Origin of the sequence: Actinomyces sp. S6-Spd3, assembly GCF_000758755.1 — a bacterium.
In the GTDB taxonomy this organism is placed as follows: Bacteria; Actinomycetota; Actinomycetes; order Actinomycetales; family Actinomycetaceae; genus Pauljensenia.
Genome location: NZ_JRMV01000196.1, coordinates 72811 through 98515 on the forward strand (window position 1 = coordinate 72811; position 25705 = coordinate 98515).

Below are 25705 nucleotides of genomic sequence, written 5' to 3' on the forward strand. Positions count from 1 at the left end.
AGTACTTCCGGTAGCTTTTCTGCACTTCCCTTCGGAAGTGAGGATTTGCCCGGCCGCCTTAGCTCAGTCGGCAGAGCGATTCACTCGTAATGAATAGGTCGTGGGTTCGATTCCCACAGGCGGCTCAGAGGTTCGCCGGGAAACCGGCGAACTCACAGGCGAAGAACTCACCCACGCCCTATACGCCGCCCACCAAGCAGCCGACGAAGCTACAGGCCCATAAGCCTGCGCCGAACGGGCGCGAGTACACAGCCTCGAAGAAGAAAATTCCTTGCGCGCCAAATGAACAGACGAGACCTTGCGCGCGAAGAATACCAACGCGCCAACAGGCACGATCCCATCACAGGCAGCGGCGACCCCAGGGGCGCCCAATACCAATTCGAGACAGCCGCAGAAATGAAACGCGCCCTCTTAGCAGAAGCACAAAGACGCCGCCCTGACGCCCCCGCCCCCAAGCACAAGACGGCCTCACCCAATGGACCGCGCCCACAAGCGGCCTACACGATAGGGCACTACCTGAAGAATGGCGCACCGCCCTCACCAGCCAGCGCTCAATCTTGCGCGAAATCCTCATCCAAGCAGGAAAAGACGCCAAAGTGCAGCCTTGGATGCAAGGCGTCTGCCAGCCCGAACACCTCACCAACGAACAACGGAACACGACCGTCGGACAAATCCAGCTCTGGCGCACCAACACGCCAAGTCGTAATGCGGGAGGACGCACAATGCAGCCCTAGGATCAGATCTTGTCTACTCTCTTTTTCCTACTCGCTACTTCATCATATACTTAAGGACTGTGATGGAACGTATCAACGCTATTGACCTGTTCTGCGGGACCGGCGGCTTGTCGCTGGGCTTGAAGCAGGCTGGCATTAACGTTGTTGCTGGTGTGGATTTTGAGAAGCGCTGCGCTTACCCGTACGAGTATAATATCCACGCCCGTTTTATCCACGCCTCGGTCACCGACATTACCGGTGCAGATCTGATGGAGTTGTGGCCAAAAAAGGGCATCCGTCTTCTGGCAGGATGCGCGCCGTGTCAGCCTTTTTCTAGCCAGCGCCGCGGGCATTCTCCTTCATTGGATAGGAACTGGCCGCTTTTGCGTTCCTTTGCCCGCCTCGTGCGAGAAACGCTCCCTGAGCTTGTGACGATGGAAAACGTTACCCGCCTAGAACGAGACTCCATGTTCACAGAGTTCACAGACGCTCTACAAGAATGCGGTTACCACGTTTCTTACGGCGTGCTCTTTGGGCCTGATTTCGGGCTCGCACAAAATAGGCGGCGTCTCATCTTGCTGGCTTCCCGCAGAGGGGAGATTCAGATGCCTATGCCCACGCACAGCCCAGAAACCTACGTCACCGTCGATGAGGTAATCGGACACTTGCCGCACCTTGGCAGCGGAGAACATGACCCCTATGATTCTTTGCACTTCGCGAGGCAACTTTCGCCCTTAAACCTGAAGCGCGCAATAGCCTCCAAACCTGGGGGAACATGGCGAGATTGGCCTGAAGAACTTCTTGCACCGTGCCAAAAACGCGACAAGGAAGCAAACTTTGCTTCCTTCTATGGACGCATGCGAGGAGATACCCCTTCGCCCACCATCACCACCCAGCCATACAACACCGGTGCTGGACGCTTCACACACCCCAGACAAGATCGAGGCCTTACCCTGAGGGAAGCTGCCCTGCTACAAGGGTTCCCACAAGAATTCGTCTTCACAGCCCCCGAAGAAAGCATCACTCTCACCGGTGTCGGCAAACTCATCGGCAACGCTGTCCCGCCTCATTTTGGGAGAGCTGTGGGGCGCACCTTTTTTGAGCACATTCAGGCTCTGTGATTATTTGTCTATCCCCGCCTCACGCACAGCCTTTTCCAGCACAGAAATCTTCTCAGCCAGATACCCTCTTCCAGGTTCTGTCAGGTCTGCCGTATGCATGACTACATTACGCAAGATACGCAATAACTCCCTATCCCTGAAATCAATGTTGAAGCAGGAAGTTCTATCGTGTTTTTTCATCGAGGTAAGTTCTGGGAACTGAAGATACCAGACACCCTCTGAATGCATGCGAACATGTTTGCTGATCCCAGCTTCCTCTAGCTGCTTCTTTTCTTTCTTCCGAGCATCCTGGATTGCTGTTTTTAGTCCGCCGGGAAGTGCCTCGTCGTCGGCATAGCCCATGTCGCATAGCTTGTAGCGCATAGCGTTTTCAATTAAGTAGAGAGTTGTATAGTGACCTGCGGAAACTTCAGCACCAGCGGAAGCTCTTTTTAAGAGCATCTTCCAAACATCTGACTCTTCATCTGTTTCCGCTGACTTCCCTAAGCTTTTCTCTATTTCCTGCACTAACTTCTTTGCTGCTCGCTCAGTCCCAGGGACACTCGGATTGTCTGGATCCCCGTCTTTCTTATAGTGAAGACGCAAGGCGTCCCATGTGTCGTATAGACTTTTCAGCCCCTCTTTCAGGGATTCAAGAAAATCTTGGTACATGTCATCATCTTTGATAATCCCCTCTCGACTACTGATGAAGGGATCTGTTCCAGGGCGATCAAGGCCGTCGATATGGATCTGCCCGTAGAGATAGTTTTCAGGGACACGTGCAGAAGGAATGTGACTCAAAATATTTTGCTCACGCAAACGACCATTGACAAAAAGATCTACACCAGCCTTTTCGTCCATGCCAAGAACTTTTAGATCGCGAGGTTTTTCAACGGTTGCTAAAAATCCTTTAACCCCGTCTGTAAAATCATAAGTAAAAGTTTTCTTCACTCCAGAATCGGTTACTTTTGTGAAAGCCTTGTGGATTAATTCGAGATAGGGATCGTCGAACTCTCCGATCTTCCAGGCAAATTCCGTTTTCTTCGCAAAAACCTCTAAGTCCTCTACTCCAACTTCCTTGTCGTTATAAAAGATATGAAAATTATTGTCAATAAGAGAAAAGCGAAAAGCCAATGCAATCGAGCGCCGCAAGAAGTCGTCGCTGCTATTGCTCATCCTGAGTCCGTCAAGCTGAAGAAAAGTTCCGTGGTGAAAATCTCGTCTTTCTTGCCAGTCCCTCAATTTCTCGTATAAAGATTCAGGCGCGTCATAAAGCTCCACCTCTTTAATGTCATAATCGTTGGCTACAGCCTCATCAAGCGCCTTATTGTTAATGACGCATCCCGCCGCCTCGTGATCGCTCTTGAGGGAGAGAACAGAGACCGCATCAGCACATGACAATAGCGCAAGCTTCCCAATACCTTTTGCCCCAATATATGGGCGATTCTTCGCGGAGTGGGTTAACTCGTGCCCTTTCCCTCGTTTGGAGTAACCAATCTTAAGGAAATGCTCCCTCAAATCCTGAGAACTCATCCCCACACCATCATCAATAATGAGCATCTGGGTTCGATCACTGCTTACGCTGATCCACACGTTCTCCGCATCAGCATCCCAGGCATTAGAGATCGCTTCACCCAGAACCGTAGTGAAATTTCGATAAAGCTGTCGCCCCAGATGATCCAGCACAGTCGCAGAAAAAGAGAAAGTATGAACATCGTTGTGCACGGCAGGCTCCTTCGAAATAGCTGCTCACCCAGCGTAAGTATAACATCCGGCCTTGAAGCAAAAATCCCACCCGTGAGGGGTGGGATTGTGCTTATTTGTCAGCTGGTGTGGTTACCCGCCACGAAGGCTATTCTAACTTGGGGCTCCAGTCTCACCAAGCTTCGCAGTCGCCCGAACTCACCGTACTCTGCGGTGCAGGCCTGTAATTCCACCCTTACTGACATGAACGGGTGTAGTGCCTCGCCGTTCGGCATACAACCCATAGAATATGGGCTGCGTATCAGGTGCTCAGCAAGGAAGAACTTACGTGTGCGCTTCAACAGGCAACTACTCGGTGATCTTGTTGGATGAGTCGATTCGTGAACGCCCTAAAGTAGAACAGTTTTACGTTGTTTCTGCTGTGCAGCCACGTTTCGAATCGAAGGATGGGCGCGATAAAACCTTGGAAGCATTGCGTTCTGGGTTGATTCCCCTTGCTGAGGGACTGTTCGGCAGGCCCTATTGGATACGGTTGAGGCGTGGTAGATTGATGGCGAGAAGACCGCAGAGAAAATGTGCGGGCTCATCGCCACCTCATGCGATGTACGTATGAGCATCGCAAGCATTGGCCTGGGTAAGAAAAAATTTTCTGCTGAGGAGTATAAGCAAGCACGAGGCAAGGCTGTTAAGAATGCGGTGAGTGCATTACAGGCTCCATCTGCGCTTATGGTGCTCGATCGCGTCCGCAGTTACGGACGTAATCGTCGTAATGACGTTGGGTGATGGAGGGGATGTTCGCACGGTTGCGCCTTTGCGTCGCGATAAGAGCGTGGCGGGAAGTGCGTCAATCTGAGCTTGCAGGTGCGCGGCATCCACACTGGCGTCGTGCCAGGCGCCCGTGGTGGGGGCGTCGTGGATAACGCCCACTTCGTCCACATACATGCCGTCTACCAGGCGCGGGCCTTCGCGAGGTGTCTTGCTTCTTTCGGGGCGCGGTCACCATATGGGTTGTGTGTGCTCATTGGTGGTTGATCCAATCAGAGTGGACGGTAGGGAAATGCTGGAGACTTTGCGCGCAACAAATAATGCATATGAGGAGCCGATATACCCAACATCGCCGCAGCCGCGCGCACAGGAACAAACAACCCCCGAAAATCAGGGTCATCCACAGACTCGCGCAAACACTCCGCGAACTCAGCAGAAGATAACTCCACCAAATCCACAAAATCAAAATCAAACCGACCTGAAACAGGCATCCGAACCTCCTTCCAACGACTGGGAGGAGACACTCTCAAACGCTCTCAGCTAGCAAACTCGTAATGAATAGGTCGTGGGTTCGATTCCCACAGGCGGCTCAGACAAGCCCGAGATATCAACGAAAACATCGTTGATATCTCGGGCTTTTGTATTGAAACTGAAATGCCCGCGAGCGCGGGGCCCGCGGGCATTGAGCCTCAGAAAATTAGGACAGACGCGTAATGCGGTAGCGCCAGTCGACCGGGCCGGTCTCGATTGTCTCGACGCGGTAGTGCGATTCGCTTTCCTGCAGGTAGTTGAAGAGCGGAGCCGGCTGATGCGGAGCAACGACAATCAGCGATGCACCAAGCGGCAGGTTATCCATCGCAGCAAAGAGCAGAGCATGGCGAACAACCTTAGGCAGGGAATGAATAACAAGTTCGTCCTCACGAACGGCGGGATCCTGCGATACAACGTGCGCTGTTCCCTGGCCGTGATCACCGCAACCGCAGCCCCCGTGAGCAGGTGCTTCAGCCTTCGGAGCTTCCTGAGCACCGTGTCCATGTCCGCCACAACCACAACCGCCGTGTGATTCACGGGCAGGTGCGGCCTCAGCCTTATGTCCGTGCCCACCGCAGCCACAGCCTCCGTGCGACTCGGGTGCAGTTGCTGCAGGAGCAGCCTGTTCCTTCTTTCCGTGGCCGCCACAACCACAACCGCAACCGCCCTCAGAGGGGGTGGTCGACACATCGACCAGCTTGAATTGCTGTCCAGTTCCCGGCGCTGCTGCCTCGGGCAAAGTCTCTGCCATTTTGTCCTCTTCCTTGGAATAAAGCTGTTACCAGCGGGTATTCACAGGAACGCCCGCACGCAAACCTTTATTTCAGTTTAAATCCTTGCTAAATAGAGCGCTGAGCGATCCCACTCACTCGGAACGGAGTGCGAACTCCACCTCAACCTCGACCGAGGCATTCAGCGGCAAGGCCGCAACACCCACAGCCGAACGCGCATGCTGAGAGCCAAAAACCTCACCCAGTAGTTCAGACGCGCCATTGACCACAGCAGCCTGCCCATAGAAATTCGGCAAGGACGCAACAAAGGCAGTCACCTTAACTACCGAGGCCAGACGATCCACACCGCCCGCAACTGCAGCCGCAGCCGCCATCGCGTTCAACGCGCAAATCCGCGCGGCCTCGTACGCATCTTCGGGATCCGCACCATCTTCACCGACCGCACCAATGCAGGCCAACTCGCCGTTTTCCAAGGGAAGCTGGCCGGAGGTGCGCACAACACCGCGATCCTCAATGGCTGGGACGTAGGCGGCAACAGGCTTGGCAACCTCAGGCAGTTCAAGGCCGAGCTCAGCAAGTTTCTCCGAAGGCAGTGTCATTTTTTCCTCACGATCGCATCAGAACTGGGGGGCGTGGAATTTCCACACCCCCCAGCCTAGTCCCGCGCAGCACCTCTGGGTCATCACGCACACTTCGCGGGACAGCTTGTGTGCGGGATCAATCCCGCGGTCGGCTCATGCGGCAAGCGCCTGCTGGACCGTCGGCCTCATCGTGAAGAAACGATCAATCACGCGAGTCCACCGGTTTGTCTGCAAGCCCGGTGTCAGCAGAGCCATCGCAGTCGCGTACTTCGAGATACGCGAGGGCCGAATCCTATTCGCCCACAGCAAGCGGTCCAGCTCAGACGGAGCCGCGCCAGACTTGGTCTCAATAATCGCAATGTGGGGAGCCTGAAGCTCACGTCCCCACGAGTCCCAGTTCAGATCGGTGTCAATCGTCGCTCGTCCCTGGCCATCGGCCATAAGAAGCGTCGAACGCGTGTAGGTTCCAGAGAGCACGGGGAGCAGGGAATCAACCCGACCAACGCCGTCAAAGCACTGAGCGGCCTCGAGCCTTTCGGCCACCCAAAGCCGGCCCTCGCGGCTCAGTTCCATCCGCGCTGCCTGAGCGAAGTCGTAGGCCATGCGCTTCTTGACGGTGTGCCCGCGCGGGCCTCGAGTCTTGACCTCAAGGAAGGCCAACTCCGAATCGAGGTAGGAGCGCGTGCGGACCTTGTAGCGGCGGCGGCGCTTGTGCGCGGTGTCCATGAAGGAGTGCAGCTCGGGAGTATCGAAGTAGCACGAGGCATATCGCTGCTCAATCTTCCCCCCGATTTCAAGGATCTGCGTTGCGGGGTTCATGAGCGCGAGCAACTCATCCAAGCAATCCGTGGGCACGACGTACTTGCGGTCGACTCGCGTGAGCATCGCGGCGCGTGCGTTCATGTCATCAAGGCTGATTCGTTCAAGGTTCGTCAGGTTGTGTAGTTCGTGCGTCATGGTGTCCTCCAGTTCTTTCACGAGGCCGAGGCCGGGGTGGTCTTTCGCGCAGGCTCAGCGCCTGGCCGAGACCCGGTAGCGAACGTCAACCAAGGTGAGATCGTTGACCATATCGAGTTTGATGACCTTGACTCCGGTCACCTTGACACCCATGCGGGCTTCAAGTGCTTGGCGAAGTTCCTTCTCGTCTGCGATTGCGCGGTCGAATTGGACTTGCTGCGAGCCGGAGCGTCCTAGGATCAAGGTCGAGTCACCGATGGCGAGGGTAGCTAGGACCAGAGAGACCATTGCATAGGAATAGATCGCGGTGCTCATGCCAAGGAGCAGGCCAATGGCAAGGGAAGCAAAGTAGTAGGCGATTTCGCGCTGGCTGATTTCGTCGGAGCGAAGTCGGATGATCGACAGAACACCGAAGAGGCCAAGGCCTAGGCCTGCGGAGATCGTTGAGTTTGCCATGACGCTTGCGACTGCAAGGACGCCGATGTTCACAACAAAGAATGCGACGACGAGATCGGCGCGTCGGTGGCGGGGGTAGTAGAGGGCTCCAACCAGGATCAACATTGCGAAGAGGTCAATGATGATCGGCAGAACCATCGCTGTGGTGAGTGCGCTCATTTGATGCTCCTCAAGGTTGTTTCGTGCGTGACGGAACTATTGAGCCAGCGGAGTCTATGAATGAGCTATGTGCGGGACTTGACCCAGCCATGCACTTTGGGGGCGCCTTGGTCATACTCGAGGCTAGGACACCCGGACGAAGCGCCCTGAGACATCCACAGATCGAAAAGATCGTTTCTTGCGTACACGTACCCGGACAAAGTGCGTCATTGCTCGACCGATTCCGGCCATATACGGACACGAGCCTCTCGTTCAGACGCACTTTGTCCGCGGGGTGGGGTGGATCCGCGGGGTGGGCACACGGGGTGGGTCCACGGGAGTGGCCCACAAGACGGAAAAACCCGCAGACAAACGAGCAGTGGGGGGATGCGACGGAAGTCGCATCCCCCCACTCTTTCACTCAGCGGCCGCCCTGACGGTTTCCGCCTTGTCCACCAGGAGCCCCTCCCTGACCACCGGGCGCTCCTCCACCGGGACCGCCCTGACTGCCGGTCGATTGACCCGCAGTGACAGAGGTCGAATTGGAATCCACACTCACCGTGTAGCTCTGGCCATTCGACACATCCGCAGAGGAGAAGACCACATTCTGGAAGGTCTTTGCTGCCTTGATGTTGGCCAAAACCTTTCCACTGAAATCCTTAATGGTCACGGTCGAGTTCGCGTTACCGGAAGCTGAAGCCTGCAGCCATCCCTGTGAAGAGTTGGTCGAAGGCGATTCAGCCATTCCGGAAGAACCGATGGCAAGAAGCGTTCCACCGCTGACCAAGAATTCACCGTTGGCATCGAGGGCACCGTTTCCACCGTCAGTCGGTCCGTAGACGATCGTGTTACCGCCGGAGATCTCCACCGAGCCATTGGAGTCGATTCCGTCACCGCCGGCGTTCACCGTGATGGTGCCGCCCGAGATCAGGATCTTTTCACCGGTGTCCTGCATGGAGCCACCGCCGCCAGGCCCGTTGTTGGTCGTGGTCGTCTTGGTCGCGGTCTTCGCCGCTTCAACTGCCGCAACGGTGGTCGAACCGGAGCCGTTGATACCATCATCACTGGAGGTCAGATTGACCTCACCATTGGAGATGGTGATCAAGCCGCCCTCAAGGGCTTCATTGGACTGTTCAACCGTAACCTTCGCGCCGTCAAGAACGGCCGCACCCTCAGCGTGAATACCATCGTCAGCGGTTGATGCAACGATCGTTCCCGAGGTCAGCCGGATTGCACCATCGGAGTGCAAACCATCGTCACCGGAGTCAATCGTGACCTCGCCACCGTCTTCAATCAGGAAGACACCGGCCTTAATTCCCTTAGTGGAATTGTTGGAGTCCTTTCCAGACGAGGCACCGCCACCGGCAATGATCGTCGTATCTCCGCCGCTGATGATGACGTCAGTTTCACCCTGGATACCATCACCCACCGAGGTGATTTCGATGGTGCCACCGGTGATATTGACGTAGCCCTTAGTGGTATCGCTATCTTGGTCAGACTTCAGGCCGTCCCCTCCTGAAGTGAGCTTGATAGTTCCGCCGGCAACGGTCAGCGAGTCCTTGCCACGTAGCGCATCATCCTTCGAGGTGACCGTGATGTTACCCGACAGAATGTAGAGGTCGTCCTTGCTGGTAATGCCGTCGTTGTAGTTGGCATTGACCGTCAGTGAACCGCTACCCGTAATGGTGAGATCTGCATCGGAATAAATCGCCGCGTTGTCCTCAGCATTCGTATCCGAGGGAGTGCCGTCAGTGACGGTGTTTGAACCATTCAATGACAGAACAACATCATCTGCAGAGACCACATTGATGGCGCTACCCGAAGAGTTCGTGATTGTCGCACCGTCAAGGATCAAGACGACCTGGGCATCCGTCCCAGCCTCAACCTTGACCTGTCCATTGAGCGTTCCAGAGAGCTTGTAAACGCCAGCCTGGGTGATCGTCACCGCGGAGCCATCGACCTTGACTCCGGATGCTGAGGTACTCGCGCTACTTCCATTCAAAGAAATGGTCTGAGCCGAAGAAGCATCCCACGCGCTGTCCTCAACGTAGGAGGCTTTCGCGTTCGCAGCCAAGGCCTCGGCAGCGGTCGGAGGAGCAATGACAGTCCCGGATTCCGCGGAAACCGATGAGCTTGAGGCGGCCTTCGCACTGACGGCCGACGAGGCCGATGCGGTGCCGGAAGTCGAGGAGCAGGCGCTCAGTGCGAGCGCGCCGACCGCGGCTACGGCTGATAACCGTACGAGAGTCGATGCTGGCGTTTTCATGTGAGGTCCTTTCGTGGATCGTGATGATCCAATTGAGCCAGTCGACTCTATGAATGAGCTGTGCCTAGCTCAGGCCTCACATAAGAAAGAAAATTACGCCTTTACAGTGCCGAAGAATCAATGAAAGAAGGTTGATTTTCCAGGAAATCCTCGAGGATTCGATTGAGCTGGTCGTACTCGATGAGGAAGCCGTCATGGCCGTGAGGAGAAGACAGGCACGCGTATTGCGCACCGGGAATTCCCTCGGCGACCTTGAGTCCTTCCTTCGCGAAGAACAACCGGTCCGAGTCCACCGAAATCACCAGGGTTCGCGCGGTGATCTGTCGCAGCGCCTCGGTGATCCCCCCGCGATCACGACCGATGTCGTAGCTCAGCATCGTGCGGCACAAGGAGACGTAGGAACCCGCATCGAAACGACGCACGAGCTTTGCCCCGTGGTAGTCCAAGTAGGACTGGACAGCCAGACGCCCGCCGCTCAACACGTCCTCGCGGTCCTGGGGGGCGCGGCCGAAGCGCGCGTCCAGTTCTTCGGGGGAGCGATAGGTGGCGTGAGCGATTTGTCGCGCGAGGTTCAGTCCCGCGTGGGGACCCTCTTCCTGGTCGTAGTAGTCTCCGCCTCGCCAGTTGGGATCCAATTCAATGGCGCGGATTTGCGTGTGCGCCCAAGCCGCGCGTTCCGCGTTCGTGCATGCCGCCGAGGCGACAACAACCAAGCGCTCGCAGCGCAGCGGGAAGCTCACTCCCCACTCGAGCGCGCGATGTCCACCCAGGGAAGCGCCGATGACCGTGTTCCACGTGGGGATCCCGAGGTAATCCGCCAGCCGCGCCTCGGCCTGAACCTGGTCGCGCGTTGAGATGACGGGGAAACGCGAACCCCACGGCTGCCCGTCAGGCGCTGCCGAGGCCGGGCCCGTGCTTCCCTGACAACCACCAAGAACGTTGGGAACGACAAGGAAGTAGCGCTCGGGGTCCAGGGGCTTGCCCGGTCCGACGGCCTCTTCCCACCAGCCCGCGGTGAGCTGGCCGGGAGCCGCCGGCCCCGAGATGTGGGCGTCACCCGTGAGTGCGTGCAGCACGAGGATCGCATTCGATCGGTCCTCGTTGGGCGTGCCCAAAGTCTCGTAGGCCAGCGTCACTTCCGGCAGGAATGAACCATTTTCGAGGCGGAGGGGCCCCAAGTGCGCAAACTTACGGAATGCGACGGGGTCATTAGGCGTCCACGCACCGCTGACGGGGATCGGTCCAAGTTCACGTCGGCTCATGGTTTCTTCCTTACTCACCTCGAGATTGCGCGGGCTGGCAGTGTCAGGCCAGGTGGGCGACGGCCTCGAATCCTTGGACAAGGTCGGCAATGATGTCGTTGACGTTCTCAATGCCAATGGACAGGCGGACGGTTCCGGGTTCAATTCCCGCGGCGCGCAGCTGGGACTCGCTGAGCTGGGAGTGCGTGGTGGATGCGGGGTGAATGACTAGGGATTTCGCGTCACCGATATTGGCGACGGTCGGGAGAAGTTTGAGCGAGGTTGCAAATGAGGTTCCTGCTTCGAGTCCGCCTTTGATGACGAAGGAGAGCAGGCCGCCGGCGCCGCGAGGGTTGTACTTCTGGTGGAGCTCGTAATAGGGCGAGGACTCGAGGCCCGCGTAGTTCACGGACTCGACCTGCGGGTGCGATTCGAGGAACTTCGCAACTTTCAGCGCGTTGTCAACGTGGCGCTCAACGCGTAGCGACAGGGTCTGGATCCCCTGCTCGATGAGGAAGGAGTTGAAGGGCGAGGGGGCACAGCCGACATCTCGCAGGCCAATTGCACGTGCGCGAATGATGTAGGAGAGGTTTGCTCCGAGTTTTTCGGCGCCCAGGTCATGTCCGAAAACGAGGCCCGCATAGGAGGATTCGGGTTCGTTGAAACCGGGGAAACGCTCGGGGTCCTTCGTGTAGTCGAAGTTACCGGCATCGACGATCACGCCCGAGATCGCGGTGCCATGGCCGCCCAAGTACTTGGTTGCTGAGTGGATGACGATATCGGCACCCCACTCGATGGGCCTGGTCAGGTAGGGGGTCGCGACAGTGTTGTCGACGATCAGCGGAACACCGACAGAGTGTGCGGCCTGTGCAATCTTCTCGATATCGAAGATATCGCCCTTGGGGTTGGGGATGGTTTCACCGTAGAAGGCAACGGTGTTTTCGTCGGCCAGAGACAACCATTCGTCCACATCGTAGGGATCGCTCACGAAGCGGGCATCGATTCCGAGGCGACGCAGGGTGTTGTTGAGCAGCGAGGTTGAACCGCCGTAGAGGGAAGGCGAAGCAACAATGTTGTTCCCCGCGGATGCCAGGTTGAGAACCGCAAGAGTAATTGCGGACTGGCCTGAGGATGTCAGGAGCGCGCCGACGCCGCCTTCGAGGGCAGCGATTCGGGCCTCGACGTAGTCATTGGTCGGGTTGCCCAGGCGAGTGTAGATGGGGCCAAGCTCTTGCAGGGCGAAGCGGGCTGCGGCTCGTTCCGCGGAGTCAAAGGCGAATGAGGTTGTTTGAAGAATCGGGATGGAAGTTGCACCGGTTTGGGGATCGCGGTCCCAGCCCGCATGAATTTGCTTGGTTTCAAATGCCCAAGAGTTCTGGTATTCAGTGTCTGTTGCTTCAGTTGCGGCCATTGTTGTCTCTCCTTGTGTTCACGTTTTTGATTCTTGTGACGTGAGGAGAGGCGATGGCTGAGGGGGTCGAGCCGCTGCGCTCACGATTCGGCGATTGCGGCAGTTTCCAACGCAAAGACGTACGACCCGGGCGAGTAATCTCTAGCCATCAGTAGGTCTGGTCAAAAGCTGACGCGTGGGTCAGCTACGCATTCGTTGGAACATAGCCTCATGCTATGGCCCAGGCGTGGGCCACGCGCGGCGTGTTCATATCGTGGGCGAATGTAACATTCCCGCCTGCCTTGCGGCACCCAGGGCGACGTATTCTGCCGCCTCGGGAAATTCAACGGGTACCCCCAAGAATTCGGGCGCCAAGCTCTGCACTGCCCGCGAGCGCGCTCCCCCACCGACAACGAGCACTTTCTCGATCGGAACGCCCAGCTCACGCACGCATTCGAGCGCGAAACGCATGTGGGCAAGCAGCCCCTCGACACCGGCCCGAGCAAGGTGCGCGCGCGTCGAATTCTTGAGCGTCATTCCTTCCAATCGGGCAGTGGCATCGGGCAGGTTCGGCGTGCGTTCGCCTTCAAAATACGGAACGAGGCGCAGCCCTCCCGCGTCGGGAACCGACAGTGCCGCTTCGTCTAGTTCCTCATAGCCGAGGCCGCTCATCGCGCCGACCGCGTCGAGGATTCGCGAGGCGTTGAGCGTGCACGCGAGGGGAAGCCAATGTCCGCTTGCGTCAGCAAAGCCGGCGACTTGACCACTGGGATCTTCCACGGGAGTTTCGCTAACAACGGCAACAACCCCGGAGGTTCCCAACGAGAGCAACGCCTGTCCGACACCGAGGCCAACACCGAGCGCAGCCCCAGCATTGTCTCCACACCCTGGACCGATGGCGATTTCTCCCCATCCTCGCGCTGGATCCCCACATCCCATGGCCTCAAGGGGCTTGCAGATCTTCGGCAGGATGATTTCCTCTGCTTCTTCCACAGAGATTCGCAGGGCCTGAGCCAAGATTTCGCGCCTGTAGACTGCATCAGCCCGGTCCATGTAGCCCGTTCCCGAGGCATCGGAACGGTCGGTGCACAGGCCTTCCAACCCGACAGCCTCAAAGCCACCGCGGATTTTCCAACTCAGCCAGTCGTGGGGCAGACAGATTGCCGCGATCTTCCTTGCGTTCTCCGGCTCATTGTCTGCAAGCCAGCGCAGTTTCGTGACCGTAAAAGAGGCAACGGGAACGAGGCCCGTGGCGCGGGCCCACCAGCGAGCACCGCGCTCACGGTCGCCATCGCCTCGTTCGCAGGTGAGGTCCTCGGCCGCACCGGCGCTTCGGGTATCGTTCCACAAAAGCGCCGGGCGGATGACCTCGCCACGCTCGTCCAAGCAGACCATTCCGTGTTGTTGCCCGCCCACGCTGAGCGCACGCACGTCGTCCAAGCCGCCAGCCGCGCGCACGGCCTCGAGGAAAGCATCCCACCACGCCTGGGGGTCAACTTCGCTTCCCTCGGGGTGCGAGGCGCGACCTTCGCGGACGATCCTGCCGGTGACCGGATCGCAGATGACAACTTTGCACGATTGAGTGGAGGAGTCGACTCCAGCGACGAATGGCCTGCTCTCACTCATGGTCTCAGCCGATCAGGTGGCGCATGGCCTGCTGGTAGAGCTCAACGTAGTGGTACTCGCGAGCGCCCTTTGCTTCGGCGTCGAAATCCTCGAAGGCACTGCGGTCAGCAAGGAAGTCGTCAATGCTTTCACCGGGTGCGAGCGTGGGAGTTGCCAGCTCGGCGACAGATGCCGCTTCCATGAGTTCTTGGGTGAGCGGATCGGCGCGGAATTCGCGTGCCTTCTCCGCTAAACGAAGGTACATCTCCATGTTTGCACGCGCGGATTCCCACACGCCTTCCATGCCCTCGGTTCGGCTGGGCTTGTAGTCGAAGTGACGAGGCCCTTCGTAGCGAGGTCCTCCCCCGGGGAAGCCGTTCTCAAGCAGATCGACGGTGAAGAAAGCGCTGGCAAGGTCGCCGTGTCCGAATGCCTTGTCTTGGTCGTACTTCAGACCGGATTGTCCGTTGAGGTCGATGTGGAAGAGTTTTCCGGCGTTGAGCGCCTGAGCCAAGGCGTGCGTGTAGTTCAGGCCGGCCATTTGTTCGTGTCCGGTTTCGGGGTTCAATCCGACGACGTCGCCGTTGTCAAGCTGAGCAATCAGGGCCAAAGCGTGACCAACGGTGGGAAGGAAGATATCGCCTCGGGGTTCATTGGGCTTGGGTTCCAGGCCGATGCGGAGATCGTATCCGCGAGACTTGATGTAGGCGGCGACGGTATCGAGGCCTTCGCGGTAGCGGTCGAATGCTGCGTTGAGATCCTTAGAGGAGTCGTATTCTGCGCCTTCGCGTCCGCCCCACATGACGAAGGTTGTCGCGCCGAGTTCTGCTGCGAGGTCGACGTTACGCAAGATCTTTCGCAGGCCGAAGCGGCGGATCTCACGGTCATTATTCGTCAATCCGCCATCTTTAAACACCGGGTGGGTGAAGGTATTTGTCGTCACCATTTCGATGACGAGTCCGGCTGCGTCAGCAACTTCCTTGACGCGCATGACTCGCTCATGGCGCTCCGAGTCCGAGGCATCGAAGTCGAAGACATCATTGTCATGGAATGTAATGCCCCAAGCGCCGATTTCTGCGAGTTTCGCCGTGTATTCCCACGGATCGAGGACGGCTCGGGTACCGGTTCCAAAGGGATCAACCGCGTTCCATCCCACGGTCCACAGGCCGAAAGAGAAGCGATCTTCGGGTCGAGGTGTATGCGCCATAGCATGACCTTCCAGGTTTTAAGCTGTGCAAAAATATGCACGTTTTTGTTATGCCTCATAACATAATCCATATCATGCGATAGAGTCAAGACATGGCCAACACAGTTCGCACGCAAAGCCCACATTCTGGCGCCACAAACCAAAATCTGCGTGCACACAATCTTTCACTGGCATTGCGCCACATCCTGGCCAATCCCGGCGCAATCAACCGCGCGGGGATCGCTGCTCAAACCGGAATTTCACGCGCAACGATGTCACGCCTGGTCGATGAACTCATCGCAACCGGTCTCGTCGAAGAAAGCGACGATAAACTCTCCACCGGCGGACGAGGCCGACCCACAAGCGTCCTCTCCCCCGCCTCGGGAACCGTCATCGCCCTGGGACTGCAGGTGAATATCTCGGTTCTTGGCGCATACCTTGTCGACCTCAGCGGCAACGTCCTTGCTCGAGAGACACTTGAGGGCGATTTTTCAGGCTCCGATCCGCAGGCAACCCTGCGCAAACTGGCCCGCATGGGCAGACGCGTACTACGCGAGGGACATGAAGAAGGCACGACATTCCTGGGCAGCGCGCTTGCTCTCCCCGGCCTCGTCTCTGGCGACACCCTAGTCACCGCGCCAAACCTCGGCTGGAAGAACATCCCCTTCGACGAGCTCACCCACCCCCTCCACGACCTCCACGTCACCCTCATTGCGAACGAGGCCGATTTGGCGGCCTTCGCGGTCGCCCACCCCCGCCCCGGCGTCCCCGAGGGACCCGCATCTTTCATCTATGTCTCCGGAGAAGTTGGCATCGGTGGCGGCCTAGTCATCAACCATCAACCACTGAGCGGAGCTCACGGCTGGTCCGGCGAAATCGGACACATTTGCGTTGAACCCCAAGGAAACGTCTGCTCCTGCGGAGCGCGCGGATGCCTGGAAACCATTGCTGGCCTCAAGGCACTGTGCCGGGCAGCAGGTTTGGAAGACGAATCAAGCGCCCGCGAGCTCACTCAGCTTGCCGGACACAGCGCGAAAGCCCAAGATGCTCTTGCCAATGCCGGCCATGCTCTGGGGCAGGCTCTAGCCGGCGTCGTCAACACCGTCGATATTTCACAGGTGTATCTGGGCGGCCTCGTCGCCGAGACTGCCCTCTACTTACTGCCAACGCTGCACGAGGAACTGGAAACTCGCGTCCTCCAAGCTCCCTGGTATGCACCCGCTATCGACATCCTTCCCTCGTCCGAGGACCTTTCCCTGCGCGGCGGGGCGTTCCAGATTCTCGAGAGAATTTTGGACGATCCGATTCACTGGAAAGACGGTGCATTCTAGGTAGGATTCACAGGCGCTACATAGCTGCCCACGAAGCGGCGACAAGACTCCTGTGCTGCAATGAAACTATGTGTGGAATTGTTGGACACGTCGCATGTCAAGCCTCTCAGCGAAGCCGTCAGGTCGTCCTCGACGGCCTCTCACGCCTGGAATACCGCGGATATGACTCTGCAGGAATCGCCTTGGCGCGCCCGGGAGAACTGGACGTTATTAAGGCCGTCGGCAAGCTGGTCAACCTGCGCGAGGCCGTAGATTCTGAGGCACCAGCCGATGCTTACGCCGGGATCGGGCACACCCGTTGGGCAACTCACGGGCGCCCAACGGTTACAAACGCTCACCCCCACGTCAGCCCCGACGGACGCTTCGCACTTGTCCACAATGGAATCATCGAAAACGCGGACAAACTGCGCACCCGGCTGCGCGCACAAGGCGCGGTTTTTGCCTCGGAAACCGATACGGAAGTGGTCGTGCACCTGCTTGCGCGCGCCTACGATCAGGCGGATGCGGCCTCGTACACGGAAGAAATTGCGGGGCTGAGTGGCACTGACGAGGCCGTCGCGCGACGGTTGGTCGTTGCAATGCGGGAAGTAACCGCCGAGCTCGAGGGAACTTTTACTCTGCTCGTGCTGTCCACCGATTCTCCCAATGTCATCGTTGCAGCGCGCAGGTCTTCGCCGCTGGTTATTGGCCTGGGTGAGGGAGAGAACTTCCTCGGCTCGGATGTCCTTGCTTTTATCGAGCACACGAATCGTGCGGTGGAAATCGGCCAAGATCAACTCGTTGTCGTGAGCGCTTCCGCTGTAACGGTCATCGGCGCGGGTGGGCATCCGGTTCCCCTAAAGGAATACGAGGTTGATTTTTCCGCGGATCGCGCGACCAAGGGCGGATGGCCGACCTTCATGGAGAAGGAAATTCACGAACAGCCTCGAGGCGTGGCTGATACTCTTGCCGATCGCATGGACTCGCACGAGCACTTGGCTTTGGACGAGATCCGCATCCCCGAGCACGTCCTGCGCGGGATCGACAAGATCATCATGATTGGCTGCGGAACTGCCTCCTATGCGGGGCAGGTCGCACGTTACGCGATTGAGCACTGGTGCCGTATCCCCGTCGAGGTCGAACTCTCCAGCGAATTCCGCTACCGCGATCCGGTCGTTGGCGAGAAGACCCTGGTTGTCGCGATTTCTCAGAGCGGCGAAACGATGGATACGATCCAGGCAATCCGCCACGCCCGCGAACAGGGGGCGAAGGTCGTCGCGATCGTCAACACTCCCGGTTCGACTATTTCGCGCGAATCCGATGCCGTCATCCTCACCCATGCTGGGCCTGAAATTGCGGTTGCCTCAACGAAGGCTTTCACATCGCAGGTGACAGCGTGCTACATCCTCGGCCTGTATTTGGCACAGGTTCGCGGGAACAAGTACGCCGACGAAATCGCTGACTACATGGAGAAACTGGCGCGCCTTCCCGAGGCGATTCAGAAGGTTTTGGATAGCGGGGAGAGCGTTCGCCAATTCGCCCGCACGATGAAGGATGCGACCTCGGTGATCTACTTGGGGCGACACGTGGGTTACCCCGTCGCACTTGAGGGCGCACTCAAACTTAAGGAGATCTGCTACATCCACGCGGAGGGTTTTGCGGCCGGCGAGCTCAAGCACGGGCCGATTGCCCTGGTGGATGAAGGCCAGCCGGTTGTGGTTATTGTGCCAACTCCGCGCCGCCCCGAACTACACGCGAAGGTCTTGGCGAACATCCAAGAGGTCCGCGCGCGCGGAGCCAGGACAATTGTCATCGCAGAGGAAGGCGATACATCGGTTGATGAGTTCGCTGAAGTTGTCTTCCGCGTTCCTCCCGTTCCGACGCTATATGCGCCGCTGCTGACAATTGTTCCACTGCAGATTTTTGCGTGTGAGCTTGCAGCGGTGAAGGGGCTGGATGTTGATCAGCCTCGAAACCTCGCCAAGTCCGTCACCGTGGAGTAGGAGCGGCTGCGCGGCTGCGACCTCAGCGCGAGGCAGCAGCTGCGACTTCAGCACGAAGCAGACGAACGCCGTTTTCTGCTTTGACGACCTCTCCACCGGACAAAGTGCGTCATAGCTCGAAGGATAGGCGTGAAATAGGTGCGCTATGCCCACACATTGACGCACTTTGTCCGCGGGCGGATACTCCGGTGGGGATATCCCGGTGGAGATACTCCAGGCGGATACTCCGGGCGGATACTCCGGGGGGCCGATAATTCAACGAGCGCTTAGGCAAGCACTGTCAGTGAAGCTCGCACGCCTTGTAGACATGGGTCAGCATCGCGAGGCGCTCCTCCAAGGTCGCGTCCTTGGGCACGCACATCTTCGCACCCAAATAGTTGCACCCGCCCTCGATTGCGGCCTGTGCGCAGCGCTTAATTTCTGCATTACTCATGAGCGATGCCGGTTCATCGGTCTGGCCGGGCAGGTGCCCATCAATCCAGGCATAGCCGTACTGAGTTTCTTCCGGACCCGCTCCAGAGAAGACGACGCCATCTAGAACCCCGCGCTTTCCGGCCGCAACAATGTAATCGTAGGCAGCATCGGCACTGCGTTCTTCTAGAACCGAGCGTCCCCAGTTAATGAGGACACCGACCTCAAACTCGGCGGCGATCTGGATTTCTTCGTCGATCGAGAGGAATCCCTTTTCCGGTTTTTGCTCGGCGATAAAGCGGTCGCAGTGCTCAATCACGAGCTTCGCACCGTACCAGTCCCATTCGCGCAGAACTTCCAGAGATCGCCTGAACGCGTCCCCTTCCGCGGTCCGAGTGGGTGCCGAGTGCACTTCAATGCGCGTCACCACATGACGATCAGCATGCTCACACAACTTGCCCAGGTCCTCGCGCAGCTGGCGGGTGAAAGCCAGCGCGGCCTCGCGACCCTCCCTTTCTGGCGAGGCCAAGCCGAAGGTGGCGTCTTTACCGACGTTTTGCATGGTGCCGGGGATGGCGGTGATGGTGTTGAAATCCCAGTTCGCGGCGAGTAGGCCGGCAAGAAATTCGTTGTCCGTGGCGATCTGTCCGGGATAGGGCATTTCGAGGCCATTGATCCACGGCTGCTGCGCGAGAAGTTTGTAATAGTCCTCTTGCAGTTCCGGGGCGGGATGCGAGGCATAGGCTCCGATAATGAATGGAATTGTCATCGTGATCATCCTTCTGTGAATGTCGCCGTCGTTGGGACACGCACCTATAAGTCTGACAGGTCAAGCTGCAAAACGCAGCATATTCATCAGACAAATTTACCCTCAGAAGAGACCCGCATCAAAGTCCTCATCCAGTCTCAATCCAGCTCGTTCAAATCTGAAAAACGCTAAACTCACGCACATGGACCGTAATGAGCTGATTCAACGCACTTTTCCCTATCTTTTGAAGCGCTTGGAAGACGCTGGCATCGATGCCACTCCCCAGGTTGATCCGAAAACAAACGGCTACATTCTGACCGTCGACACCATGCACTTCAACGTCGAAAATCTCCTGTCAGATCTGTCGCGCATCGACCCGGTCAAGCACCAAGAGCAAATCGAACGCTGGGTTGCCTTCATGATTGAAACTCTGCGGATGCCCGAGTACTCGATCAGTGATCCCGATGAGCTTCGCAAGCGAATCCGCACACGCATCATCCGGGGCGGACAGAGCTCAGATCTCCCCATCACCTACATTCGTCCATTCACCGCCGGATTAGCCACAGCGCTCTATCTGGATTTCCCGAACAGCGTGTCATTGGTGACGGATCAAAGTCTTGCTCGATACCCACTTTCGGTTGACGAACTTTTCCACTACGGCCAGATCAACACCGATAACGAGCCAATCGATACGAAGCAACAGGTGGGTCCGTTTACCGAACTGCTGGGAGAATCACCATTCATCGCCGGCAAGGCGGCAAACATTGGTGCGTTGGTAAGCAATCTCCAAATTAATGCCCCCCACGGATTGTTCTTCGCCATTCCGCAGCGCTCCGTCCTGCTCTATGCGCCCATCGATCCGGAGGACATCTCACGACAGATACTCCAGATGGCCGACTACATGCGCTTCGCGGTCATGGAAGAATTCGGCAATAACAACGGCTACGCGATCAGTCGCGATATCTTCTACTGCTTACCCACCGGAGAATTCGGTCCTATTACCCAGGGTGACAATCCCCAACTTCACGAGCTTTTCAGCAATCCAGAGATCGACTTCGAGACCTTCATCGGGCTTGCAGAAAAATACTTGTATCTACCTGAAAGTTTCGTCCAACGCTTCCTCGCGAAGTGAATAGAACAGAAGCAAGCCACTCGCGCAGCCGGCGACCAGCTGCGCGAGGCTTGTCTCAGTGCGTCTCAAGGTGATGCTCGCCGCCTTTCATCATTCAGTTTGACTTATCGTTTCTCATTCCCTAAAGTTTCCACGTACGCGCGAGTGGCGGAATAGGCAGACGCGCACGGTTCAGGTCCGTGTCCTAGTGATAGGGTGGGGGTTCAACTCCCCCCTCGCGCACGTAGTAAGGACCCAGCGAAAGCTGGGTCCTTTTGTTTTACCCGCCGAGGCCTGGCCCGCCTCATGCGCGAAGCAGGCGTCATGCGTACCTTGCTTGACCAAACTGTGAGGCCGGCTGACGCCTCAAGCGCCAACCGGCCTCGCAAAGCAGTCGTTCAGTCCTGCGAAACTCCGGCTATGAGTTCACGAACCCACGTCCGCGCGCGGCGATAGTCCTCGTCATCTTGAGGAACATCCGCGCTATTGACCGTCGAGCTGGGGTAGGACCCCATGAAGCGCACGTCTGGGGAAACACGGTACAGGCCTCGTAAAGCAGCCTGAATGTGCTCCTGAGTAATGTGCCCAACCATGTCGATCGAGAAGGTATAGGCACCCAGGCCATCACCGCTCGGGCGTGATTCGATTCGTGACAGGTCCACGTCGTGCACCGAGAACTGCTCGAGGAGACGCATGAGCGACCCCGCCTGGTTCACCGGCAGCGCGACTTGAATCGTTGTCTTGTCGTGTCCTGTCGGCGCAGTCAAGGAGCCTTCAATCGGCCTTCTCACGCAGACGAAACGCGTAATGGCACCCGGATTATCCGCAACATCCGTGAAGAGCGATTCCAAGCCGTAGCGCTCAACCGAGGTCGCATTGCACAAGACCGCGTCGAATGCTCCCTCACTCGCACCCAAAGTCTCAGCCGCTGCGGCAGTTGAAGTCGCGGGAACGTGAACGACACCCGGGAAGGTTTCCTCGGCCCAGTTTCGACACTGTGCCCACGCATGCGGGTGCGTCCCGATCTTCCGAATGTCTTCCGCGCGCGTCCCAGGGCGGACAGCCAAGTGGAAGGTAATGGGAACCAGCATTTCCGCGCGGATCACGAGCTGCGGGTAGTCCGCGAGCGCATCGAGCGTCGCGTTGACCCCGCCCTCGATGGAATTCTCGATCGGAACGACCGCCCAATCTGCCTTTCCCTCACGTACCGCTTTCATTGCCAGCGGAGGAGAAGTCAGGGGAATAAGCTCAGCGTTCTCCGGGGCAACCTGACGCAGAGCCTGCTCTGTGAAAGTCCCAAAGGGCCCCAGGAATGCGATTCGCAGCTTGCTCACTCGGCGTGCTCCTCCTGCGCGAGGGCTTCAGTTTCACTGGCCTCAGTCTGCTCGCCTGAACGCTTCTTTCCAACGATCTCAATGATCACGGGCAGAACCGAGACGAGGATGATGACACCCAAGATCAAGGTCAGGTTGTCGTGCACGAAGGGAACATTACCCAGCAGCGAGCCAACGAGGATGAATCCCGCGCCCCAGATCAGGGCACCCAAGGTGTTGAAGATCAGGAACTTCACGTAGGGGTAGCGTGCCATTCCTGCCGCGAGCGGAATGAAGGTACGAACGAAGGGGATGAAACGACCAATGACCAGCGAACGCCCGCCGTAGTCACGGAAGTATCGCTCGGCCTTCTCCAAGTGCTCGGTCTTCAAGACTCGAGCATCCGGCTTGAAGAACTTGCGTCCCCACTTTGCGCCGAGGAAGTAACCGATCTGTGCGCCGATGAAGGCCGCAACAACAACCATGATGATCAGTGTCGGCAGGTGTAGCCCCAGTCGATCGTGGAGCAAACCCGCAGTGAACAGCAGAGATTCGCCGGGAAGGACCGGGAAGAGAACACCGGATTCGATGAGGACAATGAGCATTGTTCCCCACAAAACCCACGGTCCCATTGCGACCAGCAGGCTTTCGGGGTCCTTGAACCAGTTGATGAAGGTATCCAGACCTGAGGCATTGACCATGACGGCAGCAAGCATGCAGATTTCCTTAAACTCGGGCACCGTTCACTTAAGAGTGCACGGCATGTTACGAAGTCAACCCTACCGGTCTTTAGAAGACAGATAGGATGTCATCCATGGAGAATTCCGAGGAACTGATCACGTCCGAGGCCACTGACGCCCCGCAGCCCCCTGCGTCCGCGTCCGAGCAGGCCGAAGAAAGCACCCCCGATCACGCTCCCGTACGCCAGTCAAGACTTCCCGAGGCGGTCTTTTTCGCCGATCGGGTTCATTACCGTCGCCGCCGTCGCTCCGACCTTGTCGAGGCCATTTTCTGCCTCCTCGGTATCGCCTTGGCGTGGGGGCTGGGTTTCGTCGCCTCCTCAACAACCGAAGGTGTTGCCGAAGATGTCCTACGCGTGACAGTCATTCGTGATCTGCTGCTCATGCCCTTGTCCGTTGTCGAAGGCTTGACCATTCTTGTCACCCCGATCGCCGTAATCGGCATGCTGCTCTTCCGTCGGCAGGTCTCCACAGCAATCGAAGCACTGACAACAAGCGTGATCGCAGGTGTCGCCTCGTACGTAATCTTGCTGGGACTGCGTCAACTTCCCGAAACCGCAACCGCCCCGCTAAGCGTCACCTATTCGGAAAACGGGCAAACGGCCTCGTACATTGCAATCAACTTGGTCGCCATCGCGCTCATTGCACTCTTCACTGCGGCAGGCGAGGCCGAGGCCATGCGCACGATTCGCTGGTCGTACTGGGCACTCGCCGTCATCATCGTCATTTGGGTTTTGCGCGGCCAGCTCACGCTTCCCTCGGCGGTATTCTCCGTGCTCTTGGGACGCACTTTCGGATCGGCCTCGCGCTTTGTTTTGGGATTCCAAGACCGTAGCGCTTCGGGCGGGCAGATCGTACGCGCACTTCTCTCGATTCGGATCACGCCCCAACGCATCATTCGCACAGATCTTCTTCCTGCGGGGGTCAACCTGGAAACATGGCTGGTCACCGAAACAGAACATGGCCATTTCCACGCGGAACCCCACGCATCCGATTCGGCTGAATACACGATTCCACGTCGTCCCCCCGTTGATGGCAATCGCCACTACCAGGTGTGGGATATCTATGGTGTACCCTACGAGATCACGATGCTCGACCCGGGGCGCGGAATGACCGGGACACTTTTGGAAGTGTGGAATAACGTCCGTCTTCGCGGCCTTTCCCGTTGGGTCTCCCCCTCTGTGAAGGCTGCTGCCGAGCGTTCCATGCTGACCACCATTTCCGCAAAGCGCGCGGGCGTCCATCTGCCCGAACCCATGGGGCTTGCGCAGGCGGGCGACTCCATCATGACCGTCATGCGCGTGCTTCCACCAACCGCATCTTTGAAGGATCTTGCCGAGGCAGATGCACTCACCGATGAGATCCTTGACGAGGCCTGGAAGCAGTTGGTCTTCGCGCACTCCCATGCGATCAGTCACCGCCACATCGCCCCTTCTTCCCTGGTTGTGGATGAGTCTTCCCAGGTATGGCTGATCCACTGGGATGAGGGCGAGGTTGCAACGAACGAGCTCAATCAGCGCATCGATGTTGCCCAGATGCTCACCCTGCTTGCGATCTATGTCGGAAAGGACCGGGCGCTGGCCTCGGCGCGACGAAATCTCTCCGAAGAAGCTTTGGTCGGCTGCGCGCCGGTACTGCAAAAGGCTGTCCTACCTTCGGAGGTTACTGCAAGCCTTCGACGCAGCGATCTCCTTGACAAACTCCGCGAAGAGATCGTTGCCGATACTCCTCAAGAGTCCGTCCAACCGGCGAATTTGCAACGTTTCGCTCCCAAGACGATGATCACCTTCGCAGTTCTTGCGCTCGCGGCCATCATCTTGATGGGTTCCTTGAACTTCTCCGATATCGTCGCAGCCGTCAAGCAGGCCAACCCAATCTGGATTGCCATTGCTTTCGCTTTCGCAGCTGCAACATGGGTTGGCGGCGCTGTTCCTCTGGTCGCTTTCAGCCAAGAGAAGGTCAAGTTCGGAGACTCGATTCTTGCTCAGGTCGCTGCTTCGATTGTCACTCTGGTCGCACCTGCTGGAATTGGGCCCGCCGCACTCAACCTGCGCTTCCTCACCAAGCAGAAGATGAGCACAGCCGCTGCGGTTACAACCGTGACTCTTCAGCAGATTTCACAGTTCCTCGTGACTATTTCGCTGCTCGTCACCGTTTTGTTCTTCTCCGGTTCCTCGCTGTCTGTATCGCTGCCTTATGGCGCGATCATTGCCGGTGTCGCAGTTGTCGCCCTTGTGGTGATTATCTGCATCTCGATCCCGAAGGTCCGAAAGTTTATTTGGTCGAAGATCGAACCCACGTGGAAGCAGGTCTATCCGCGCCTCATGTGGGTTGCCGGCCAGCCCCAGCGCCTCCTGGCGGTTCTTGCGGGGAACATGCTCATGAACATCGGCTTCGTTGGTGCGTTCTGGGCTTCGCTCAAGGCCATGGGCGGGTCGCTGAATCTTGTGACCCTGTCGATTACCTACTTGGCATCGAACTCCTTGGGTTCGGTTGTGCCCTCCCCCGGTGGTATTGGTCCTGTCGAGGCCGCGCTCACCGGTGGTTTGCAGGTGGCAGGTATCGGCGTGTCGATCGCATTGCCAACCGCAATCATCTACCGCCTCGTGACCTTCTATGGCCGCGCGCCCTTCGGTTGGGTTGCACTGAAGATCATGCAGAAGCGGAACCTAATCTGAGCGGTCCGCAGCGATATCTTTGCGCGC

21 protein-coding genes and 2 tRNA genes are annotated in these 25705 nt (G+C 57.8%); 9 read left to right on the forward strand and 14 right to left on the reverse strand.

Annotation, left to right across the window (positions count from 1 at the left end; all coding sequences use genetic code 11):
* Positions 1 to 52: 52 nt before the first annotated feature.
* The 3 genes from HMPREF1627_RS01405 (at position 53) to HMPREF1627_RS01410 (ending at position 1834) form a co-directional block, all read left to right on the forward strand.
* A tRNA-Thr gene (locus tag HMPREF1627_RS01405) sits at positions 53 to 125 on the forward strand.
* Positions 101 to 223, forward strand: a complete 123-nt coding sequence (locus tag HMPREF1627_RS10845; protein ID WP_267958465.1) for a hypothetical protein — start codon at positions 101 to 103, stop codon at positions 221 to 223. Before HMPREF1627_RS01405 ends, HMPREF1627_RS10845 begins: the two co-directional genes overlap by 25 nt.
* A gap of 573 nt (positions 224 to 796) precedes the next feature.
* Entirely contained in the window at positions 797 to 1834 is a 1038-nt protein-coding gene (locus HMPREF1627_RS01410; protein WP_034500447.1) for a DNA cytosine methyltransferase, read from the forward strand.
* On the opposite strand, the gene HMPREF1627_RS01415 is transcribed toward HMPREF1627_RS01410, so the two are convergent.
* Positions 1835 to 3538, reverse strand: a complete 1704-nt coding sequence (locus HMPREF1627_RS01415) for an ATP-binding protein (RefSeq protein ID WP_052040786.1) — start codon at positions 3536 to 3538, stop codon at positions 1835 to 1837. It lies immediately after the preceding gene.
* 588 nt (positions 3539 to 4126) lie between these two features.
* On the opposite strand from HMPREF1627_RS01415, the gene HMPREF1627_RS10690 reads away from it, so the two are divergent.
* Positions 4127 to 4300, forward strand: coding sequence for a hypothetical protein (locus HMPREF1627_RS10690; protein WP_234305193.1), 174 nt, complete (start codon positions 4127 to 4129; stop codon positions 4298 to 4300).
* Positions 4301 to 4554: 254 nt separating this feature from the next.
* Here HMPREF1627_RS10690 and HMPREF1627_RS01425 read toward each other — a convergent pair whose 3' ends face one another.
* The 10 genes from HMPREF1627_RS01425 to xylA form a co-directional block, all read right to left on the reverse strand.
* Positions 4555 to 4773 carry a hypothetical protein gene (locus tag HMPREF1627_RS01425; RefSeq protein WP_034500449.1) on the reverse strand — a complete coding sequence of 73 codons (219 nt, stop codon included), beginning with the start codon at positions 4771 to 4773 and terminating at the stop codon, positions 4555 to 4557.
* A 206-nt stretch (positions 4774 to 4979) separates the two neighbouring features.
* Positions 4980 to 5564, reverse strand: coding sequence for a DUF2249 domain-containing protein (locus HMPREF1627_RS01430; protein WP_034500450.1), 585 nt, complete (start codon positions 5562 to 5564; stop codon positions 4980 to 4982).
* Positions 5565 to 5678: 114 nt separating this feature from the next.
* Positions 5679 to 6143 carry a RidA family protein gene (locus HMPREF1627_RS01435; protein WP_034500451.1) on the reverse strand — a complete coding sequence of 155 codons (465 nt, stop codon included), beginning with the start codon at positions 6141 to 6143 and terminating at the stop codon, positions 5679 to 5681.
* A gap of 135 nt (positions 6144 to 6278) precedes the next feature.
* Entirely contained in the window at positions 6279 to 7082 is an 804-nt protein-coding gene (locus tag HMPREF1627_RS01440; RefSeq protein ID WP_034500452.1) for a polyphosphate polymerase domain-containing protein, read from the reverse strand.
* Between the two features lie 54 nt (positions 7083 to 7136).
* Complete coding sequence (locus HMPREF1627_RS01445; protein WP_034500453.1) at positions 7137 to 7697, reverse strand: DUF4956 domain-containing protein; 561 nt, start codon at positions 7695 to 7697, stop codon at positions 7137 to 7139.
* A gap of 400 nt (positions 7698 to 8097) precedes the next feature.
* On the reverse strand, positions 8098 to 9942 hold the full coding sequence (locus tag HMPREF1627_RS01450) for a carbohydrate-binding domain-containing protein (protein ID WP_034500454.1): 1845 nt from the start codon (positions 9940 to 9942) through the stop codon (positions 8098 to 8100).
* A 101-nt stretch (positions 9943 to 10043) separates the two neighbouring features.
* Positions 10044 to 11204: a homoserine O-acetyltransferase MetX gene (gene metX, locus HMPREF1627_RS01455; protein WP_034500455.1), complete on the reverse strand. Its 1161-nt coding sequence runs from the start codon at positions 11202 to 11204 to the stop codon at positions 10044 to 10046.
* 43 nt (positions 11205 to 11247) lie between these two features.
* Positions 11248 to 12594 carry an O-acetylhomoserine aminocarboxypropyltransferase/cysteine synthase family protein gene (locus HMPREF1627_RS01460; RefSeq protein ID WP_034500456.1) on the reverse strand — a complete coding sequence of 449 codons (1347 nt, stop codon included), beginning with the start codon at positions 12592 to 12594 and terminating at the stop codon, positions 11248 to 11250.
* A gap of 246 nt (positions 12595 to 12840) precedes the next feature.
* Positions 12841 to 14199, reverse strand: a complete 1359-nt coding sequence (locus HMPREF1627_RS01465; RefSeq protein ID WP_034500457.1) for a xylulokinase — start codon at positions 14197 to 14199, stop codon at positions 12841 to 12843.
* A 4-nt stretch (positions 14200 to 14203) separates the two neighbouring features.
* Positions 14204 to 15385 carry a xylose isomerase gene (gene xylA / locus HMPREF1627_RS01470; protein ID WP_034500458.1) on the reverse strand — a complete coding sequence of 394 codons (1182 nt, stop codon included), beginning with the start codon at positions 15383 to 15385 and terminating at the stop codon, positions 14204 to 14206.
* 92 nt (positions 15386 to 15477) lie between these two features.
* Here xylA and HMPREF1627_RS01475 point away from each other — a divergent pair, with 92 nt between their 5' ends.
* Together HMPREF1627_RS01475 and glmS are read left to right on the forward strand one after the other, a co-directional pair.
* On the forward strand, positions 15478 to 16695 hold the full coding sequence (locus tag HMPREF1627_RS01475; protein WP_034500459.1) for an ROK family transcriptional regulator: 1218 nt from the start codon (positions 15478 to 15480) through the stop codon (positions 16693 to 16695).
* 68 nt (positions 16696 to 16763) lie between these two features.
* Positions 16764 to 18677: a glutamine--fructose-6-phosphate transaminase (isomerizing) gene (gene glmS / locus HMPREF1627_RS01480; RefSeq protein ID WP_034500460.1), complete on the forward strand. Its 1914-nt coding sequence runs from the start codon at positions 16764 to 16766 to the stop codon at positions 18675 to 18677.
* A gap of 280 nt (positions 18678 to 18957) precedes the next feature.
* Here glmS and HMPREF1627_RS01485 read toward each other — a convergent pair whose 3' ends face one another.
* Positions 18958 to 19857 carry a DUF4862 family protein gene (locus HMPREF1627_RS01485; protein WP_034500552.1) on the reverse strand — a complete coding sequence of 300 codons (900 nt, stop codon included), beginning with the start codon at positions 19855 to 19857 and terminating at the stop codon, positions 18958 to 18960.
* Between the two features lie 181 nt (positions 19858 to 20038).
* Between HMPREF1627_RS01485 and HMPREF1627_RS01490 the strand changes: the two genes are divergently transcribed.
* Both HMPREF1627_RS01490 and HMPREF1627_RS01495 read left to right on the forward strand, forming a co-directional pair.
* Positions 20039 to 20968, forward strand: coding sequence for a hypothetical protein (locus HMPREF1627_RS01490; RefSeq protein ID WP_034500461.1), 930 nt, complete (start codon positions 20039 to 20041; stop codon positions 20966 to 20968).
* A gap of 138 nt (positions 20969 to 21106) precedes the next feature.
* A tRNA-Leu gene (locus HMPREF1627_RS01495) sits at positions 21107 to 21190 on the forward strand.
* A gap of 155 nt (positions 21191 to 21345) precedes the next feature.
* Here HMPREF1627_RS01495 and pheA read toward each other — a convergent pair.
* Positions 21346 to 22281, reverse strand: a complete 936-nt coding sequence (pheA, locus tag HMPREF1627_RS01500) for a prephenate dehydratase (protein WP_034500462.1) — start codon at positions 22279 to 22281, stop codon at positions 21346 to 21348.
* Positions 22278 to 22976: a DedA family protein gene (locus tag HMPREF1627_RS01505; RefSeq protein ID WP_034500463.1), complete on the reverse strand. Its 699-nt coding sequence runs from the start codon at positions 22974 to 22976 to the stop codon at positions 22278 to 22280. Before HMPREF1627_RS01505 ends, pheA begins: the two co-directional genes overlap by 4 nt.
* A gap of 98 nt (positions 22977 to 23074) precedes the next feature.
* Here HMPREF1627_RS01505 and HMPREF1627_RS01510 point away from each other — a divergent pair, with 98 nt between their 5' ends.
* A complete protein-coding gene (locus HMPREF1627_RS01510) occupies positions 23075 to 25678 on the forward strand; it encodes a lysylphosphatidylglycerol synthase transmembrane domain-containing protein (protein ID WP_034500464.1) in 2604 nt (867 codons plus the stop codon).
* Positions 25679 to 25705: the final 27 nt, after the last annotated feature.

Bases quoted from the DNA above. Each gene is read 5' to 3' on its own strand.
- metX (WP_034500455.1), bottom strand. From the start codon at position 11,204: ATGAGCCGACGTGAACTTGGACCGATCCCCGTCAGCGGTGCGTGGACG.
- HMPREF1627_RS01505 (WP_034500463.1), bottom strand. From the start codon at position 22,976: ATGCTTGCTGCCGTCATGGTCAATGCCTCAGGTCTGGATACCTTCATC.
- HMPREF1627_RS01425 (WP_034500449.1), bottom strand. From the start codon at position 4,773: ATGCCTGTTTCAGGTCGGTTTGATTTTGATTTTGTGGATTTGGTGGAG.
- HMPREF1627_RS01410 (WP_034500447.1), top strand. From the start codon at position 797: ATGGAACGTATCAACGCTATTGACCTGTTCTGCGGGACCGGCGGCTTG.
- xylA (WP_034500458.1), bottom strand. From the start codon at position 15,385: ATGGCGCATACACCTCGACCCGAAGATCGCTTCTCTTTCGGCCTGTGG.
- HMPREF1627_RS01510 (WP_034500464.1), top strand. From the start codon at position 23,075: ATGGAGAATTCCGAGGAACTGATCACGTCCGAGGCCACTGACGCCCCG.
- HMPREF1627_RS01430 (WP_034500450.1), bottom strand. From the start codon at position 5,564: ATGGCAGAGACTTTGCCCGAGGCAGCAGCGCCGGGAACTGGACAGCAA.
- HMPREF1627_RS01475 (WP_034500459.1), top strand. From the start codon at position 15,478: ATGGCCAACACAGTTCGCACGCAAAGCCCACATTCTGGCGCCACAAAC.
- HMPREF1627_RS01435 (WP_034500451.1), bottom strand. From the start codon at position 6,143: ATGACACTGCCTTCGGAGAAACTTGCTGAGCTCGGCCTTGAACTGCCT.
- HMPREF1627_RS01465 (WP_034500457.1), bottom strand. From the start codon at position 14,199: ATGAGTGAGAGCAGGCCATTCGTCGCTGGAGTCGACTCCTCCACTCAA.
- HMPREF1627_RS01490 (WP_034500461.1), top strand. From the start codon at position 20,039: ATGGACCGTAATGAGCTGATTCAACGCACTTTTCCCTATCTTTTGAAG.
- HMPREF1627_RS01485 (WP_034500552.1), bottom strand. From the start codon at position 19,857: ATGACAATTCCATTCATTATCGGAGCCTATGCCTCGCATCCCGCCCCG.
- HMPREF1627_RS01450 (WP_034500454.1), bottom strand. From the start codon at position 9,942: ATGAAAACGCCAGCATCGACTCTCGTACGGTTATCAGCCGTAGCCGCG.
- HMPREF1627_RS01445 (WP_034500453.1), bottom strand. From the start codon at position 7,697: ATGAGCGCACTCACCACAGCGATGGTTCTGCCGATCATCATTGACCTC.
- HMPREF1627_RS01440 (WP_034500452.1), bottom strand. From the start codon at position 7,082: ATGACGCACGAACTACACAACCTGACGAACCTTGAACGAATCAGCCTT.
- HMPREF1627_RS10690 (WP_234305193.1), top strand. From the start codon at position 4,127: ATGAGCATCGCAAGCATTGGCCTGGGTAAGAAAAAATTTTCTGCTGAG.
- glmS (WP_034500460.1), top strand. From the start codon at position 16,764: ATGTGTGGAATTGTTGGACACGTCGCATGTCAAGCCTCTCAGCGAAGC.
- HMPREF1627_RS01460 (WP_034500456.1), bottom strand. From the start codon at position 12,594: ATGGCCGCAACTGAAGCAACAGACACTGAATACCAGAACTCTTGGGCA.